The following is a 17,058-nucleotide window of genomic DNA, read 5'->3' as shown; positions in this document are numbered from 1 at the left end:
AACATGACGACTTAGAACAGCAGCAGTTCTCCCGAAGGATCGAGCCGGGCATGCACGTTCGACGCCGCCTCGACAAACTGGAACGAGCGCCTTCCGATTTGGACGACCGTTCCTTCCATCACCCTGCCTGCGCGAATCGCGGACGTTTCCGACACCTGCAGCTTCGTCGCCGCGCCGCCCGGCGCGCCGACTTCCTTGACCTTCATGCCGCCGGCCGCAAAGTACATGCCTCCCCGCAGCGTGCCTCCCGCCTCCAAAGCGCCCTGACAGTAAATCGTCGAATTGTATCCGCCCTTGGCCGCCCGGACATTGCCTCCGCAGTATACGTGGCTGTTCTGCACATACTGCAGGTCCGCAAAGACCGTCTGGTCTCCGGCGCCGCAGAACGATTCGTACAGCTCCAACGTATGCCGGCGAAAGCGCTCCAGTTCGGCTTCGTCGCGGAATCCGCCCTGCCGCAGATCGAGAAATCCGCTTCTGAGCCGGTTGGCATACCCATTCCATTCCTCGTCGAGCTGGGCTTCGTTTTTGGCGGCCTGCTCGGAGAAGCGCATGAGCACCGCATGAAATCCTTTAAATTTACCGCGAAGAAGGACGCTCAGCAGCGTGCCCAGGCCCGTCTGCTTCAGGTCGTTCAATTTGAATGCGGCCGTCCGGCCGAGCTGCTCGATCGCCGACTGCAGAAGCTGCGTCTGCACCGAGATTTCCAGCAGCAGCGGTTCGATCTGGTCAAGAAACTCGTTTCGTTTGCCGACATTGACCTGGGCACCGATCACGCTGCCCGAAGCGATCAGCGAATAAGAAGCATCAATGACCGCCGAACCGACCGGCCCCCGGATCGCGATGCTGCCGAAGGCCTCGACTTTCATGCCGTTTTGGACGCCGCCGGAAATTTCCACATCGCCGCGAAAACGGATGTTGCCCGATTTCAAATCGACGTCACTCGTATGAGATAGCTTCGGCATGACGGAGACATGGACGCGGAACCCTTGATGTTTGAGCTTCGGCATGCCGGGACGGAGCGCCACTACCCGTCGACCGTCCTCCGTCACGGAAGCGCCTTCACCTGCCGCCAGCACGATCGATTGGACAGGCCGCGGCTCGATCGGACGATCGAACAGATCGCGGCCGGGACGGCCGGGACGCGCCGGCAGCGTGCGAACCAGCACTTGGCCTTCGGCGACCGTCGGAAACTGTACGACTTCGCGATAGTCGATCGTGCCGTCTTCGCGGCTTTTCGGACTGAGACGCTTCGTTTCGACTTCGAAATTGGTCTCGAATTTGCCGTCCGCCCCTTCCTCCGCCGGGGTGCCTTCCGCCACTGCGAAAACGCCCGAATGCTCCGAGGCGCAGGCTTCCGCGATCGTTTCGCCGCGAATGCCGTAAACGACGCCCATTTCTTTCAGCCGGCCTCTTACCGCGGCCGCATCGATCGGCAGAAATGTCCGGGTCTCCGAGACCGGCACGATCAAATGCGGCTGCGGCAGGCAGTCCATCAGCTTGTATCTGCGTTCGAAGCCCGGACGAACGTGCAGATCGGCGCGCAGCAGCGATTCGTCCAGTTCGATCCGCCATACCGGTTCTTCGACCAGAGGTTCCTCATCCAGCTCCAGCTCGTCTCCCGGAGCGAGCGGCACTTTCCCTTCGACCCGTGCGCCGTTCTTATACAGAGTCGCACGCAGCGGCGGCGTCAGCATCGGCAGCCGGCTGCCCGGCGCCCGGATCCGAAAACGGCCGTCTTGGATGCCGACTTCCCCCTCCTGCATATCTTGGACAGTCGGCCTTTCGCCAAGACCGCTCCCGCCTAGTCCGTCATCCGACTTTTCGTAAGTTTTTGCGGAAGAAAAATCTGCGGATACGGAGGCTTTTACGGCCGCCGCGGTTCTCGCCTTGTCCTCTTCTTTTTGCTCAGGCTCCGTCACGCTTACCTTAACCACGGCAAGGCGGGCGCCGATTCCCAGCACGCCGCGGCCGCCCGGTTCCAAAATTTCGATTTGTACCGATTCCCTGGAGACGGAGAGCAGATGCAGCGCTTCTTCGACGGCGGCTTCGGGGTTTTTGGCTCTTGTGATAATGGTTCTTTTCATAAGGCGTCATCCTTTCCGCTATGTCCGCTTCAGTTCAATTGAATGGACACGATGCAGACGTCGTCATTCTTGTCCCGGCCGAGCACAGCCAGCTTTTCGGTAAATCGATCGTTGGGCAGATATCGGATTCGGGAAGCGTAGGTTTCCAAATGCTTGATTCCTTCGCGGATCGACCGTCTCGGCGTTTCGACCAGTCCGTCGGTGTACAGCAAAATTTTGCCCGGACCGTCGTAGCGGAATATGCCGCCCGCACCGTCGATCGTTTTGCGGACGCCGAGCGGAATGCCCGTATTTTCCAAATGCTTCGCGGGGCGGTCCGTTTGAAAAAACAGCCCCGGGGGATGACCGGCGTTGAAATAACGGATCTCGCGGGCTTCCTGGTCGATCAGCAAATAAATAGCCGTCAAATAGATGGAACCCCGGCTGCCTCCGAATAAGCTGCACACCTGCTTGTTCAGCTCCCGGCAGACTTCGGACGGGTCCGTGATGCTCTTGACCATGCCGGACAGCAGAGAGCGAACCGACATGCTGATGAGCGCGGAGGACAAGCCGTGTCCGGCCACGTCGATCAGCATGACTCCGCAGCGTCTCTCGTCGATTCTCGTCCAGTAGAACATGTCGCCGGACACTTCGTCCGACTGGATGTACTGCGCGTGAATCTCGATGCCCGGTTCGATCAGCGGCGCGGGAAGCACCGTCTTCTGAATCCGTTTCGCCAGCTGCAGTTCTTTGACGAGACCCGCTTCGCGGCTTTTGCGAATGTCGGTTTCTTTTTTGAGCCGAATCGCCGACTGTACGCGCGCAAGCAGCTCGTACTCGGGGGCCCCTTTTTCGATAAAATCCATGCCTCCGGCCCCGAATGCTTCTTTAAAATGCCTGCGATCGCCGGTAAGAAAAATGATCGGCAGATCAACGTAAGGGGCGCAGGCCTTAATCAGGCGGCACGCCTCGATTCCGTCCATATCCGGCATGACGATATCCAGCAGAATCAAGTCGAATGCGGCGGCTTTACGAGGAATCCGGCCTTCGCTCATGCCAAGCCGTTCCAACGCGTCTTCCGCCGAAGAAGCCGTCTCGATCTCCGAGTAGCCGGCCTCCGACAGCACCTGCTTAAAATAAGCCAGGTTCATCATCGAATCGTCGACGATCAGTATGCTCATGTTGTCTCTCCTTCGGCGTCATAATCGCATTGACTGACTTGCTTATAGGCAAAAAGAGCTAAGCTGCTTTACCTATATCATCGACGTAAGAAACCCGATTGTTGAGCGGATTCCCCCTTTTTACGCAAAAAAAGGACTCCGCAGCCGCTCCGGCCCCAATACCCAAGGACGGGATTATTTTTGCGAAAGTTACCGAATGCTTTACGCCCACGCCGAAGAACGCATGCGCGAAGTCGCCGGGAGGCTGATGCGGCAGATGAACGTCAAGCGTCCGGGACGCAATGAACCGTGCTTGTGCGGAAGCGGACGCAAAGCGAAAAAATGCTGCGGCGTCTGAAGAATTCATGCCAAAAAAGCTTATGGAAAAGCCTCGATTTCCCGGAAAGGAATCGAGGCTTTTCGTATTCGTACAGATAGACGGGCTCGTTCAAAAAATGACGATTCCGGCAGCCGCGGACGCCAGAATCACCGCGAACGGATGCCATTTATATTTGACAATAGCGAACAGACATCCTCCGCAAATCAGCAGCGTCCCGAAGGTCTGCCAGTTGAGAAGTTCTCCGATTTTCGAATGATGGCCGAAACCGAAGTTGATCGCCGCGTAAACGATCAGCGCGGTGACGATCGGTCTCAGCCCGTAAAACGCGGAACGGACCCCGAGGCGGTGCTGAAGCTTGATAAAAAAAGCGGCGAGCAGCATGATCAGCAGCAGGGAAGGCAGCACGATGCCGACGGTGGCGACCAATGCGCCGGGGATACCGGCCTGCCCGTAACCGATCAGCGTCGCGCTGTTCGTGGCGATCGATCCCGGCGCCATCCCGGACAGGGAACCGATTTCCTGAAATTGTTCGACTCCGACCCAGCCTTTGTTCTCCACTTCGCGCTGGATCATGCTCATCACCGCGTATCCTCCGCCGAAGGCTATGCAGCCGACTTTAAAAAAAAGAACGAAAAGTTCCCAAAGCATAAACGTCCACCTTCGATCCTAAATATAATATTCCGGCATCATAGGCTCCTGGTCGTCTTCTCTGCGTTCCGGTTCCGTCCGTACTTCCATGTTTCTCAATCTGCGGATCCACACGGCAGCCATGCCGACGATCGGACCGCCGAGAATCAACCAGACGGAATGCAATCCCGTGAACAACAGAACGGCCACGGAGGCAGCGGCCAGAATCCAGGTAATGCTGTCGAACAGCGAAGAACGCATCATTTTCCAGGCGGCCACAAGAATCAGCGCGACAACGGAGGCATGAACGCCCTGCAGCGCGGCTTCTACCTTTGCATTCTCCTTGAATGCCGAATAAGTCAGACTCAGCATCAGCACGATCGCCAGCGTAGGAAGCGTAATGCCGATAACGGCCGCCAAAGCGCCAAGCACGCCTCCCAACCGGTAACCGATAAAAGCGGCCGAGTTGACGGCTACTCCGCCGGGCGCCGAACCGGCAATCGACACCATGTCCCCCATTTCCTCGTCGTCCATCCACCCTTTTTTATGCACGATTTCGCGTTCGATCGTAGCCAGCATCGCATATCCTCCGCCGAAGGTAGAGGGTCCGATTTTTAGAAATACCGCAAAAATTTGTCCGATCAGCTTGAACGGAAAGGTTCCGTTCGTTCTCATTGCCAATTTCACGCGCGTTCGCCTCCCGCCGCAACTCAATTTACCGATAACCTGTAACTGTCACCTTTATTATAACACGTTAATTTCATTTTGGATTTAAGTTTATGTATCTTTTGCGTTCATTTCAAAAAAACTTTGAAAAACATAATTATTCGATCCTTTGAACAGCGGTAAAATAAAAGTAAATTCCTTTTTGAGATTAAGTTAATTATTCCTATGCTTTTAATGTGGAAAACAAAAAGTCATTCCCTTATAATGAGACGAACCCGACTTATCGACTCGGAAATGGAGAGGTCCAATCATGATTACCCGTACGCAATTTTCGATCAAAAAAGAAGTTTATCGGCGCATTCTTCATCTCGGCACGGTATCGAAAGCCGATTTGATGAAAGACTTCCCTATAACCAGCAGCAGCATGACGAGGCTTCTCGACGAAATGACCAACCAAGGCATGATCCGAATTTCGGGTCTGGGCAGTTCCACGGGCGGCCGCAAGCCGATCCTGTTCCAGACCAATCCGTTTTACCGGTACATATTAGGTCTTGAAATCTCCCGAATTTATTCGACTATGGGTCTTTACGATATGCATTTGAACCTGCTGGAATCCAAACGTTGGAAAATGGATCAGCGGATGACGCCGGAAAATCTGGTCGAATCGGTCGGGCAGGAAGCCACGCAATGGCTTGACGAAAAAAATCTGACGACGAAAGACATACTCGGAATGGGCGTAGGAGCGGTAGGTCCGCTGGATCGTTCAAGAGGGATCATCAAAAGAGCGGAGTTTTTTCAAGCTTCCGGCTGGAGCGGAGTCCCGATACGCGAACTGCTCGAGAAACGCTTGAACGTTCCCGTTCGAATCGATAACGGTTCCAACACGGCTCTGCTCGCCGAACATTGGGCCATGCGCGGCAGCGAAATTCGGCATCTGCTGTACGTGCACGCGGGAATCGGCATACGGGCGGCCATGATGTCGGACGGCAGATTGATTCGGGGCGCGGTCGATCCCGAAGACGCCGTCGGACAAATGGTGATCGACACCGGCGGTCCGAGATTGGAAGAGCGCGGGAATTACGGGGCTTGGGAAGCGTTCGTATCCGTGCGGGCCTTGGAAAAACGCGTCCAAGCTCAATTAAAGCTGGGACGCGGAGGAATGCTTCGGGACCGAAACCCGGAAGAGCTTCGTTTTGCGGATTTGACCGAAGCCTTGTCTGCCGGCGACGCGTTCATGCGCGAACAATTTATCGAAAGCGCCGCCTATCTGGGCATCGGGCTGGCCAATCTGATCAATATTTTGCATCCGGAATGCATTGTTCTGGGCGGTCCGCTGGTCGAAGCCGGAGAGTTGGTGTACGAGACGGCGATCGAAATCGCGCAGAAGAATCTGTCTCAGACGCAGGATTACTCTCCCCTCTTCTCGCGCACGAAGCTTCAAGGCAACGCGGTCGCGGCCGGCGGCGCGTTTATGCTGATGAACGAGTTGGAGTTCTAAGCAGATCCGCACGCATTCTTGCGTGCCAAAAAAGACGCCCTCCGCAAAGGAGCGTCGGAGTTTCGAGAAACCCAGCTCTCCAAACGGAGAGTGGGTTTCTTTTGCGTTTTGTATCTCTTTTTTCCTCGGCCGACAGATTCAGCCGTGTCCGCGCATCACCGCATATGCCGCTGGCGGAACCTCAGCGGCGAGATGCCGAATCGCCGGGCGAAGCGGCGCGAGAAATAAGCCGCGGTCTCGAATCCGACCCGCTCCGCCACCGCCGCCACGGAAGCTTCCGTCCGCAGCAGCAGAAGACGGGCCTGTTCCAGCCGATACTCCTCCAAGTATTCCATCGGGGTCATTCCGTTCACCCTTTTCATGCACCGGGTCAGGTAATTATAGTGAAAATGCAGGGCCTCCGACAGCGAAGCGCCGGTCAGCGTCTCCGCGTAATGCGAGCGGATATAACGCTCGGCCCGTTCGGCGACGCTCTCCGCCGGGCTGCCCGAAGGCTCGCGCCGGCGAAGATCGAGCGAGCGCAGCAGTTCCTCGAACAGACGCTGACGCTCCCATACCGCGCCCGACAAGTTTCGCTTCTCCAGGCGCAGCAGCCGTTCGCCTTCCCCGCTTCCACCCGGCGCGCCGGGCAGCATTCCGAACTGCGGCAGGCGAATCGTGTACGCCGCCGTGCCGTACGCCGACGCGTGAAGTTCCCGGTCCGCGAAAGTCGGCTCCGACCCGCCCGCCGCTCCCCATTCTCCCAGCGCGCGGAAATGAATCCAGACAAAAGCCGTTTCTTCCTCGCAGGGTCGTACCGAATAGTGGTAGCGATCCGGCAGCAGAAGCAGCGTCCGGCCCGCTCCCACTTCCCACCGCCGCTCTTCTTCCCCGATAAACAGCGTTCCCCGCTCGACAAGAATCAGATCGAACATGCCGAGGTCCCGTCTGTTCGGATGGGCGTCGCCGGGCGCGTAAACGGTTCTGCCGCATCCCATGAAATAAGGGAAAGGCGGAGCGGCCAAATAAACGACAGGTTCACCATGCTGCATCTCCTCACTCCTTCCTCATCTTTTCGAAAACGTATTCCCAAGTGTGAAATCGGACAAAAAATCGGGGTATTTCATGAATCGCCGCTTCTTATTGTAAGGAATATAATGAAGCTGTACCAGGCTCAAATCGCGCACTTCGCCAAAAGCCGCGAACAAACGCGAATTCCATATCCGAAGGGAAGACGTCCATGAATCCGATTCCGAATAAAGCCTCCTCGCCGACAAGCGTCAGACTGAACGATCCGTTCTGGTCCCGTTATACCGATCTGGTGCAGAACGTGGTTATTCCGTATCAATACGAAGCGATCCACGACCGTGCGCCGGGCGCGGAACCGAGCGGAGCCGTCCGGAACTTCCGCATTGCCGCCGGGCAGGCCGAAGGGGAATTCGTCGGCTGGGTGTTCCAGGACAGCGATCTCGCGAAATGGCTCGAAGCCGTAGGCTACTCGCTTCAGATCCGCCGCGACGCCGAGCTCGAACGCCGCGCGGACGAACTGATCGAACTGATCGCGGCGGCCCAGCAGCCGGACGGTTACCTGAACACGTATTTTACGATCAAGGAGCCGGGCAGGCGATGGACCAATCTGACCGACTGCCACGAACTGTACTGCGCCGGCCATATGATCGAAGCGGCCGTCGCTTACTACGAAGCGACGGGCAAAGACAGGCTGCTTCAGGTCATGAAGCGCATGATCGACCATATCGAGACGGTATTCGGTCCGGAAGAAGGCCGGCTGCGCGGTTACGACGGCCATCAGGAGATCGAACTGGCGCTGGTAAAATTGTATAACCTGACCGGCGAGGAGCGCTACTTGAAGCTGGCCGCCTTCTTTATTAACGAACGCGGCCAGGAACCGAATTTTCTGATCGCCGAATGGGAGCGCCGGGGACGACGGGGACACTTCAATCCGAACGTTCAGGAAAAGCTCGACGTCTCGTATTTTCAGGCGCATATGCCGGTACGCGAGCAGTCCGAAGCGATCGGCCACGCCGTACGGGCCGTCTATATGTATACGGCGATGGCCGACCTGGCCCGGCTGACCGAAGACGCCGAACTTGAAGCCGCGTGCCGCCGGCTGTGGCACAACGTTACCCGGACGCAGATGTACGTAACGGGAGGTATCGGCTCGACGCATCACGGCGAGGCGTTCACGTTCGACTATGATCTGCCGAACGATACCGTCTACGCGGAGACGTGCGCGTCGATCGGCTTGATCTTTTTCGCCCAGCGCATGCTGCTGCTCGAACCGAAAGCCGAATATGCGGATGTGATGGAGCGCGCGCTGTACAATAATGTCCTCGCTTCCATGGCCCAGGACGGCAAGCATTATTTTTACGTCAATCCGCTGGAAGTCTGGCCCCAGGCCTGCTCCTGCAACCCCGGCAAGCATCACGTCAAGCCGCAGCGTCAGGCTTGGTTCGGCTGTGCCTGCTGCCCGCCGAACGTGGCGCGGCTGCTGACGTCGCTGAACCGCTACGTCTATACGCAGCGCGGCGATACGCTGTATGCCAATCTGTACATCGGCAGCGAGCTATCCGCGGAGCTCGGCGGAAATGCCGTTACGCTCAAGCAGCAGGCCGAACTCCCGTGGAGCGGCTCGGTGCGATTCGAAATCGGCACGGACCGGGAGACCGAGTTCGCCCTGGCGCTGCGTCTGCCGGCCTGGTGTCCGGAGATGACCGTATCCGTCAACGGCGAAGCAGTGAATTTCAGTCGGCACGAACTGCGGGACGGTTACCTGCCGCTGCGGCGCCGCTGGCAGGACGGCGACGTCGTCGAAGCGGTCCTGACGATCGAAACGCGGCTCGTTTACGCAGATCGCCGGGTGCGCGCCGATGCGCACAAAGCCGCCATTCAGCGCGGACCGCTCGTGTACTGCGCCGAGAGCGCCGACAACGCCGAGCCGATCGCCGCCCTTCGCCTGCGGCAGGATGCGGCATTCGCCGAACGTTCGGCTGCCGGTCTGCCGGGCGGGGCTGTCGCGATCGAGACGGACGCTTTCCGGATCGCCGCGGACGAAAAGAACGGGGCGGGAACCGAAAGTCTGCTGTACCGGACCGAACCGCCGCGCCTGGAATCCGCGAAGCTGACGGCGGTTCCGTATTACTTATGGGGCAACCGGGGGTCCGGAGAAATGGCCGTATGGCTCATGGCCGGCCTATGATGCGCCACGGCGGACCGCCGAAGCGGCGGAAGCGTTGTCCGGCTTTCGATAAACTGACTTTTTGACACCTTTCCATTCCGACCAACCTTACGTTTCGGCGAAAAAAAAGCCCGATATATGCGGTTTTCTAGCATGTTTCGGGCTTTTCTCCTGACTATGCCCGGCAATTTACAGGAACAAAAATCTAACGTTTTTACACTTATTCAAACGTTGCGCCATTTACTCGTCCGCCTGCCGCCGATAAGCTGGGAATACGCAGGGAAATTTGCATCCCGGCTTGTTTCCATCAACTTCGAAGATCGGAGAGAACTGCCATGTCCATCGACTTTATCGCATCGACGGCGCTGCTGGACGATTATCCGCTCGGCCGCGTACGGATCGACGACGCTTATTTGCAGAACGCTTTTGCCAACGAAATTCGCTATTTGAAAAGTTACGATATCGATCGCCTGCTCGCCGGATTCCGCGAGACGCGAGGCCTGCCTCCGCTCGCGGACAAATACCCCGGCTGGGAGAACACGGAGATTCGCGGCCATACGCTGGGCCATTATCTGAAGGCGCTGGCTCAAGCATACGCCGTATCGAACGACGCCGAACTGCTCGAGCGATTGAACGAGCTGCTCGGCGGGTTGGCCGAATGTCAGCTGGAAAGCGGCTATTTGTCCGCTTTTCCGGAAGAGCTGTTCAACCGGGTCGAGCGCAGACAGCCGGCCTGGGTTCCCTGGTACACCATGCATAAGATCGTGGCCGGCTTAACCGCCGCCTTCGAATGCGCCGGCAGCAGTCTGGCGCTCGAGCTGGCTTCCCGTCTCGGCGACTGGATTGCCGCACGCACGGCGGCCTGGACGCCGGATGTTCAAGCCGCCGTCCTGTCGGTCGAATACGGAGGCATGAACGACTGCCTATACGACCTCTACAAGCTGACCCGCAGCACGGATCATCTGGACGCCGCTCATCGCTTCGACGAATTGTCGCTGTTCGGTCCGGTACGCGAAGGACGGGACATTCTGACCGGCAAGCATGCCAATACAACCATTCCGAAATTTCTCGGCGCGCTGAACCGCTACCGGACACTTGGCGAAAGCGAGCGCTTCTACTTGGAGGCGGCCGAAAGTTTCTGGTCCATGGTCGTCGAACATCACAGCTATGTCACCGGCGGCAACAGCGAGTGGGAGCATTTCGGCGAGCCCGACAAGCTGGACCGCGAGCGCTCCAACTTCACGGCGGAGACGTGCAATACGTACAATATGCTCAAGCTGTCGCGCGAGCTGTTCAAGCTGAGCGGCGATCCGAAATACGCCGACTTTTACGAGAACACGTTCCTGAACGCCATCTTGTCTTCGCAGCATCCGCATACCGGCATGACCATGTATTTCCAGCCGATGGCGACGGGGTATTTCAAAGTCTACAGCTCGCCGTTCGAACATTTCTGGTGCTGTACCGGTACCGGAATGGAAAGCTTCACCAAACTGAACGACAGTGTGTACTTCCGCGCCGAAGACGGCATCGTCGTCCATCAATACATCTCCTCCGAGCTCGATGCCGAGGAATTCGGTCTCAAGCTCACCCAGCGCTCCGCTCTGCCGGAATCCGATACGGCGGTCTTCGCCGTGTCTCTTACCCGCCCGCAGACCCGCCGGGTGTCGCTGAGCTTCCGTCTGCCGGAATGGCTGGCGGGCGAAGCGCAGCTGACGCTGAACGGAGCGCGCGCCGAGTACGAAGCGCAGGGCGGCTTCGCCGTCGTCGACCGCGTCTGGAGCGACGGCGACGAGCTCGAGCTGCGCCTGCCGATGACGCTGCGCGCGATCGGACTGCCGGACGCGCCGCGGGCCGTCGCGTTCAAATACGGCCCGGTCGTGCTCAGTGCCGGACTCGGCCGCGAAGACATGACCGAGTCCGCCACCGGCGTCGCGGTCAGCGTGCCGACGCGAAACATGCTCGTCAAAGACTTTCTCACCGTAAGCGGCAGCCCCGACGAATGGTTGAACGCGTTCCCTTCCAACTGGGAGAAGCGCGGCCGCAAGCTGGAATTCGTTCTCAAAGGAACCGACGAGGACGATCGGCTGGTGTTCACGCCGCATTACAAGCGGCACGGCGAACGATACGGCATTTACTGGCGAATCGTCGAAGCGGATTCTCCAGAGCTGCAGCGCCATATTTTGGAACGCAAACGCAAAAGCCGCGCGGAAGACGCCACCGTCGACAGCCTGCCGGTCGGCAACGACCAATACGAACTCGAGCACGGCATTCGCGGCGATAAAACGTTCGTCGACGTCTGGGACGGCAGCACGACCCGCCGCGCCGAAAGCGGCGGCTGGTTCGGCTATACGCTTAAGGTTCGTCCGCACGAAGAGCAGGTGCTCGAAGCGACCTTCTTCTCCGGCCACCGCGGAGACCGCCCGATCACGATCGAAGCCGGCGGTACGGTAATCGCCGACGGCGTCCCGCCGTCCGAAATCCCGCGCGGCTTCCATACTCACCGTTATACGCTGCCGGTGGAACTGATCGGCGGCCGGGACTCGCTGGATCTCACCTTCAAGGTTCCCGGCGAAGAAACGGGCATTTTCGAAATTTTGCGTACGATGACTCCGTTCGACGGCGATCCGTCGCTGCGCAGGCTGGAGTTCGATAGCGGTACGCTGAATGCTCCGTTCGAGCCGTCCCGCATGCGCTATACGCTCCGCGTTTCGCCCGATACGGACAGCCTTTCCTTCCTCGCTGTCCCGGCGAAAAAAAACGGGCTGGTGTACGCGGACGGCATCCTGATCGAAGATTCGCTGCGCCGAAAAATCCGGCTGCAAGGCGATGTCACGCTTCTCCGTCTGACGGCATTGGCCGAAGATCACGAAACGGCGCGGGATTACGTCATCGAGATCGCGCGCGGCGCCGGCGTCTGAGCGGAACGGCTTGCCAGGCCTTTTCCCGCCGGTCTCGGATCCGACAAAAAAAAGCTCTTCCCCATCTCCCGATGGCGAAGAGCTTTTTTTCGTAAACCCGTTCCTCACGGTCTCTTTTATCCCCTTAATCCTGCTGCATGACCGGCGTATCGGCTGTCGGAACCCCGAAGTCCGGCATGCCGTCTTCCTTCCAAGTAAAAGCCTTTACTCTCGTATGCCGGTTGGGATCGTACAGCGGGTCGCCGACAATCTCTTTGTAGCTTCGCGCATGATAAACGAGCAGGTCCTCCCCGTCTTCTCCCGTCGTGAAGCTGTTGTGTCCGGGGCCGTACTGGCCGTTCTCCTCGCTCGTGCGGAATACCGGTTCCGGCAGCTTGGTCCACGAGGCCGGGTTCAGCAGGTCGGCGTCTTCGTCGGCATAGAGCAGTCCCATGCAATAATTGAAATCGGTGGCGCTGGCCGAGAAGGTCATCCAGATCCGGCCCCCGCGCTTCAATACGGCCGGTCCTTCGTTGACGAGAAAACCGATCTTTTCCCAGTCGTATTCGGGCGTCGAGATCATGGCCTGCGGCCCTTTGAGCGTCCAACCGTTTTCCATTTCCGAGATGTACAGATTCGAGTTGCCGGGAATATTCGGGTCTTTTTGCGCCCAGACGTAATAGCGTTTGCCCAGGTGTTCGAACGAAGTCGCATCCAGCGCGAACGATTCCCACGCCGTCTTTATCTGTCCTTTCTCCGTCCATTGTCCTTCCAGCGGATTGTCCGACTCGTTCTCCAGCACGTACATGCGGTGATCGAACAGCCCCTCGTCGGTCTCCGTCGTGTGCGCCGCCGCAAAGTAGATGTACCATTTTCCGTCCATACGATGCAGCTCGGGGGCCCAGATATTCGCGCTCATGGGACCGCTCTCGCGCTTGCGCCAGACTACGACCGGATCGGCGTCGCGCAGTCCTTCGAGCGTCGTCGCACGCCGCAGCTCGAGCCGATCATATTCGGGAACGGAAGCGGTAAAATAATAATAACCGTCGTCATGCTTGTAAACAAAAGGATCGGCCCTCTGCTCGATCAGGGGATTGGCATACATTCTGGATACGTCCATCGTCATCGCTCTCCTTGCCCGGTAGGAATTAAAGGAAGTTCAACCTTTTACGGCACCGGCGGTCATCCCGTCGATGAAATACTTCTGGAAGGCCACGAACAGAATAAAGATCGGAATAATCGAGAAAAACGAGCCGACAATCAGCAGATCGTAGTTGTTGCCGTACGGCGTAAGCAGCGTTTTAAGGCCGATCGGCAGCGTATATTTGCGTTCGTCGCTGAGTACCATGAACGGCCACAGAAAGTTGTTCCAGCTGTTCATCCCGTTCAGAATGGCCATCGCCGCGAAGGACGGCTTCATGATCGGCAGGATCAGCCGCAGATAGATGCCGTATTCGCTTGCTCCGTCCACGCGGCCCGCCGCGATAATCTCTTTCGGGATGCCGCTGAGGTACTGACGGAAAAAGAAGATCGTCGCGGCGCTGGCGATACCCGGCAGCACGATCGCGGAGTAAGTGTTCATCATGTGCAGGTTAAAGATCAGCGTGTACAGCGGAAGAAGCAAAATTTCGAACGGCACCATCATAATGAGCAGCACGCAGATGAACAAGAAGTTTTTCCCTTTGAACTCGTAAGCGGAAAATCCGTAGGCGACCGTCGCGCTTATGAACAGCGTAAGCGCCACCTGCACGACCGTCAGCAGCAGCGAGTTGAAAAACCAGGTGAAATAGGCATGCTGTCCCGTAAACAGATAGGTGTAGTTGTCGAAACTCATGACCGACAGGTCGAACTTCAAGTTCAGTCCGTAGCGAATCAGCTCTTCTCCCGGTTTGAAAGAGGCCAGCGCGATGGCGTAGAACGGAATCAGAATCAGCGCGCACAGCAGCGTAAACAGAACGAACAGGCCGATTTTGAGCGGCAGGCCCTTTTTCACCCGGATCGCCGAGCCTTCGTTCATTTTCAGCGTCGCTTCTTTTTTCATGTCAATCCTCCTTCTTGAACATGCCGGAGAAGGCGAGCTGGATCATGTTGATCGTCATCGCCAGCACCAGAAGCACGATGCCGACAGCCGCGGCATAACCGAGATTGCTCTTCTCGATGCCCTGGCGGTACAAATAACCGACGATCGTCAGACCGATGTTTTTCGGGGAGTTGTTGCCGTTCCACAGCATCAAGCTTTCGATAAACATGGCCAGGCCCGCGTAGATGCTGATCGTCAGCACGTAGATCGACGTCGGTTTAAGCAGAGGCATGGTGATCATGCGGAATTTTTGCCAGGCCGAGGCTCCGTCGATCGAAGCCGCCTCGTAATAATCGTCCGGAATATTTTTCAGACCCGACAGGAAGTACAGCATGTTGACGCCGAGCCAGCGCCATGTCGCCAATGCCAGCAGAGCGATAAAGCCCGTAACCTGGCCTTTGAGGAATTTGACCGGGTCGATGCCGAACCAACCGAGGAAGCTGTTGATCAGCGAGCCGTCCATTTCTCCGAACATCAGACGGAAAATGGTACCGGCGACGACGACCGAAGTCAGCGCCGGGAAGAACAGCGAGGATTTGAAAAATTCGCGGCCCCACATGAGCTTGCTGTTAATCAGCACGGCGAGCAGCATCGGCAGCGGAATGAGAATCAGCAGCGTACAGATCATGTAAACGGCGCTGTTCATGACCGCTTTCAAAAATATGGTATCGCCCAAAAGCTTGGTATAATTGTCCAGTCCGATCCACTGCGATTCCTGTCCCAGCGAGATTTTCTGGAAGCTCATGCTGACGGAACTTCCCAGCGGATAGACCCAGAAAATCAAAAAAACGAGCACGAACGGCATCACGAAAACGTAAGGAGCAACCTTCTGTGAATAAAGGAATCTTTTTATCATCGCTTTGCACCTTCTTTTAAACGGTCTCCCGCACGGCCGCTATCGCCCGAAAGCGATGCGGCCGGCGGGAGACCCGTCAGGATGGAAAAACGCTTCGCGTTACTGAAGTTCCTGCTCGATCTGCGCCTGGGCGTCGTCGAGCGCCTGCTTGATGTCTTTGCCGTCCTCGAATATCTCGTTGAGCGTGACGGTGCAAAGCACGTTGTTGATCGTCGGCGAAGCCGGAACCGACTTGACGTATTTGATTTCGTCGCGGATTTCGTTCAGGACGTCGAACGGATTGTTTTTGAAGTATTTCACGAATTCGTTTTCCGGGTCATGGGTCACGTCTTTCATGTCCCATACTTTCATGTTGACCGGGTCGAAGCCCAGCGTTTTCCAGATTTCGATGTTCGCGTCTTCGGACAGTTTGGCGTAAGCGAGGAAGTCTTTGGCCAGCTGCACGTCTTTGGCCGTCTTGGTGACCACCGTGCCGGTACCGCCGCCGCCTACCGAACGCGGCATGCCTTTTTCGATAACCGGAAGAGGCGCGATAGCCACTTTGCCGGCGAGATCCGGCATGTAGTTCGTATAGCGGGACATCATCCAGAGCGGCATGAAGGCGGTTGCATAGCTGCCGGAGTTATATTCGCCGTAAGCTTCTTCCGTATCCGGCTGTCCGCCTGCGATCGTGGCGATCACATTGCTGTCCTGCAGATCTTTGAGCACCTGCAGTGCTTTGACCATTTCCGGCGAGTTGATCTTCGGATTGCCGCTTTCGTCGGTGAAGTCCGCCCCCTGCTGAGCCAGCAGCATCGATTCCTGCCATGCGGCGCTGGTATCGGCGGTTCCCATATATTTGCCCGTTTTTTCGTAGACCTGTTCGCCGGCTTTTTTGAAGTCGTCCCAGGTTTCAATCTTCGTGTAGTCGACGCCGGCTTCTTCGAGGATTTCCGTATTGTAGAAGGCGACGGAAGCGCCGACGTGCGTCGGGATGCCGTAATTTTTGCCGTCTTTGCTGTAAATGTCGATGCGGGATTGTACAATGGTATCACGGTAAGGATCGATGACGTCGTTAAGCGGTTCGAGCTGAGGAGTGCCTTTGAGGAAATCCGGGAACTTGCCGAGCTCGATATCGGCGATGTCCGGCGCGCCCGTACCCGTCTGCAGGGCGATCGACAGTTTGTTGTGCATATCGTCGTAAGGCATAACCGTTACGTTCAGCTTGATCTGACGGTCCGGATTTTCTTTATTCCACTTTTCGAGCATTTTCTCGAAGTGCTTGCCGTGCAGTTCGACGAATGTCCAGTAGGACAGCTCCGTGGCATTTTCGCCCGCTCCGGCATCGATGACCGACTTCTCGCCGCCCGATGCGTTGGTCGACGAATTGCCGCATCCCGCCAGCGCCAGCAGAAGCGCACATAGCGTCAACACGATAAATCCTTTTTTCATCATTTTAGACCCTCCCGATTAGGTTTTATCCTTGTTTCATCGCGGTCCGCGCGGCTGAAAGCAGCCTTGTCTGCTGGAAGTATTATGTAGAGGATATGGAGTCAGCAGTCTTGCGGCCCAATATTCTTCCTGTCCTTCAAACCCCATTGCCGGTCCGTGCTCTGGATGTGCGAAAAATTTCTCCCCTTTCTTTTATTTCAGTATAACTTAAAACAATTTATGTTATACTGAATGTATCCGCTTACAGGAATAAAATAGCACA

13 protein-coding genes are annotated in these 17,058 nt (G+C 57.1%); 4 read left to right on the top strand and 9 right to left on the bottom strand.

The annotated features are described in order from the left end of the window. Positions 1–11: 11 nt before the first annotated feature. Together GYN08_RS00565 and GYN08_RS00560 are read right to left on the bottom strand one after the other, a co-directional pair. On the bottom strand, positions 12–2,087 hold the full coding sequence (locus GYN08_RS00565; protein ID WP_166271497.1) for a FapA family protein: 2,076 nt from the start codon (positions 2,085–2,087) through the stop codon (positions 12–14). 29 nt (positions 2,088–2,116) lie between these two features. Beyond that, positions 2,117–3,247 carry a PP2C family protein-serine/threonine phosphatase gene (locus GYN08_RS00560; protein WP_166271495.1) on the bottom strand — a complete coding sequence of 377 codons (1,131 nt, stop codon included), beginning with the start codon at positions 3,245–3,247 and terminating at the stop codon, positions 2,117–2,119. Between the two features lie 196 nt (positions 3,248–3,443). Between GYN08_RS00560 and GYN08_RS00555 the strand changes: the two genes are divergently transcribed. Beyond that, positions 3,444–3,584, top strand: coding sequence for an SEC-C metal-binding domain-containing protein (locus GYN08_RS00555; protein ID WP_166271493.1), 141 nt, complete (start codon positions 3,444–3,446; stop codon positions 3,582–3,584). A gap of 90 nt (positions 3,585–3,674) precedes the next feature. On the opposite strand, the gene GYN08_RS00550 is transcribed toward GYN08_RS00555, so the two are convergent. Both GYN08_RS00550 and GYN08_RS00545 read right to left on the bottom strand, forming a co-directional pair. Further along, on the bottom strand, positions 3,675–4,214 hold the full coding sequence (locus GYN08_RS00550) for a chromate transporter (RefSeq protein ID WP_166271491.1): 540 nt from the start codon (positions 4,212–4,214) through the stop codon (positions 3,675–3,677). A gap of 18 nt (positions 4,215–4,232) precedes the next feature. After that, positions 4,233–4,880 (bottom strand): chromate transporter, encoded by a 648-nt coding sequence (locus GYN08_RS00545; protein WP_328802192.1) that lies wholly within the window; start codon positions 4,878–4,880, stop codon positions 4,233–4,235. A gap of 289 nt (positions 4,881–5,169) precedes the next feature. Here GYN08_RS00545 and GYN08_RS00540 point away from each other — a divergent pair, with 289 nt between their 5' ends. Continuing rightward, on the top strand, positions 5,170–6,357 hold the full coding sequence (locus GYN08_RS00540) for an ROK family protein (RefSeq protein ID WP_166271489.1): 1,188 nt from the start codon (positions 5,170–5,172) through the stop codon (positions 6,355–6,357). Between the two features lie 155 nt (positions 6,358–6,512). Here the strand turns inward: GYN08_RS00540 and GYN08_RS00535 are convergent, their stop codons facing one another. Further along, positions 6,513–7,388, bottom strand: a complete 876-nt coding sequence (locus GYN08_RS00535; protein ID WP_166271487.1) for a helix-turn-helix transcriptional regulator — start codon at positions 7,386–7,388, stop codon at positions 6,513–6,515. A 188-nt stretch (positions 7,389–7,576) separates the two neighbouring features. On the opposite strand from GYN08_RS00535, the gene GYN08_RS00530 reads away from it, so the two are divergent. Both GYN08_RS00530 and GYN08_RS00525 read left to right on the top strand, forming a co-directional pair. Then, positions 7,577–9,553, top strand: coding sequence for a glycoside hydrolase family 127 protein (locus GYN08_RS00530; protein ID WP_166271485.1), 1,977 nt, complete (start codon positions 7,577–7,579; stop codon positions 9,551–9,553). Positions 9,554–9,867: 314 nt separating this feature from the next. After that, positions 9,868–12,450 carry a beta-L-arabinofuranosidase domain-containing protein gene (locus GYN08_RS00525; RefSeq protein ID WP_166271483.1) on the top strand — a complete coding sequence of 861 codons (2,583 nt, stop codon included), beginning with the start codon at positions 9,868–9,870 and terminating at the stop codon, positions 12,448–12,450. A 124-nt stretch (positions 12,451–12,574) separates the two neighbouring features. On the opposite strand, the gene GYN08_RS00520 is transcribed toward GYN08_RS00525, so the two are convergent. The 4 genes from GYN08_RS00520 to GYN08_RS00505 form a co-directional block, all read right to left on the bottom strand. Beyond that, entirely contained in the window at positions 12,575–13,549 is a 975-nt protein-coding gene (locus GYN08_RS00520; RefSeq protein ID WP_166271481.1) for a glycoside hydrolase family 43 protein, read from the bottom strand. Between the two features lie 39 nt (positions 13,550–13,588). Further along, entirely contained in the window at positions 13,589–14,446 is an 858-nt protein-coding gene (locus GYN08_RS00515) for a carbohydrate ABC transporter permease (protein ID WP_206023591.1), read from the bottom strand. Between the two features lie 25 nt (positions 14,447–14,471). After that, complete coding sequence (locus GYN08_RS00510) at positions 14,472–15,365, bottom strand: carbohydrate ABC transporter permease (protein ID WP_166271479.1); 894 nt, start codon at positions 15,363–15,365, stop codon at positions 14,472–14,474. A gap of 99 nt (positions 15,366–15,464) precedes the next feature. Further along, positions 15,465–16,799: an ABC transporter substrate-binding protein gene (locus GYN08_RS00505; RefSeq protein ID WP_166271477.1), complete on the bottom strand. Its 1,335-nt coding sequence runs from the start codon at positions 16,797–16,799 to the stop codon at positions 15,465–15,467. Positions 16,800–17,058: the final 259 nt, after the last annotated feature.

Origin of the sequence: Saccharibacillus alkalitolerans (assembly GCF_011090185.1) — a bacterium.
Classification (GTDB): domain Bacteria; phylum Bacillota; class Bacilli; order Paenibacillales; family Paenibacillaceae; genus Saccharibacillus; species Saccharibacillus alkalitolerans.
Note: the sequence above shows the minus strand (reverse complement) of the source record. Positions and strands in the feature narration are given on the sequence as shown.

Coding starts and splice junctions, on each gene's coding strand:
- GYN08_RS00565 (WP_166271497.1), bottom strand. CDS start 2,087: ATGAAAAGAACCATTATCACAAGAGCCAAAAACCCCGAAGCCGCCGTC.
- GYN08_RS00560 (WP_166271495.1), bottom strand. CDS start 3,247: ATGAGCATACTGATCGTCGACGATTCGATGATGAACCTGGCTTATTTT.
- GYN08_RS00555 (WP_166271493.1), top strand. CDS start 3,444: ATGCTTTACGCCCACGCCGAAGAACGCATGCGCGAAGTCGCCGGGAGG.
- GYN08_RS00550 (WP_166271491.1), bottom strand. CDS start 4,214: ATGCTTTGGGAACTTTTCGTTCTTTTTTTTAAAGTCGGCTGCATAGCC.
- GYN08_RS00540 (WP_166271489.1), top strand. CDS start 5,170: ATGATTACCCGTACGCAATTTTCGATCAAAAAAGAAGTTTATCGGCGC.
- GYN08_RS00535 (WP_166271487.1), bottom strand. CDS start 7,388: ATGCAGCATGGTGAACCTGTCGTTTATTTGGCCGCTCCGCCTTTCCCT.
- GYN08_RS00530 (WP_166271485.1), top strand. CDS start 7,577: ATGAATCCGATTCCGAATAAAGCCTCCTCGCCGACAAGCGTCAGACTG.
- GYN08_RS00525 (WP_166271483.1), top strand. CDS start 9,868: ATGTCCATCGACTTTATCGCATCGACGGCGCTGCTGGACGATTATCCG.
- GYN08_RS00520 (WP_166271481.1), bottom strand. CDS start 13,549: ATGGACGTATCCAGAATGTATGCCAATCCCCTGATCGAGCAGAGGGCC.
- GYN08_RS00515 (WP_206023591.1), bottom strand. CDS start 14,446: ATGAACGAAGGCTCGGCGATCCGGGTGAAAAAGGGCCTGCCGCTCAAA.
- GYN08_RS00510 (WP_166271479.1), bottom strand. CDS start 15,365: ATGATAAAAAGATTCCTTTATTCACAGAAGGTTGCTCCTTACGTTTTC.
- GYN08_RS00505 (WP_166271477.1), bottom strand. CDS start 16,799: ATGATGAAAAAAGGATTTATCGTGTTGACGCTATGTGCGCTTCTGCTG.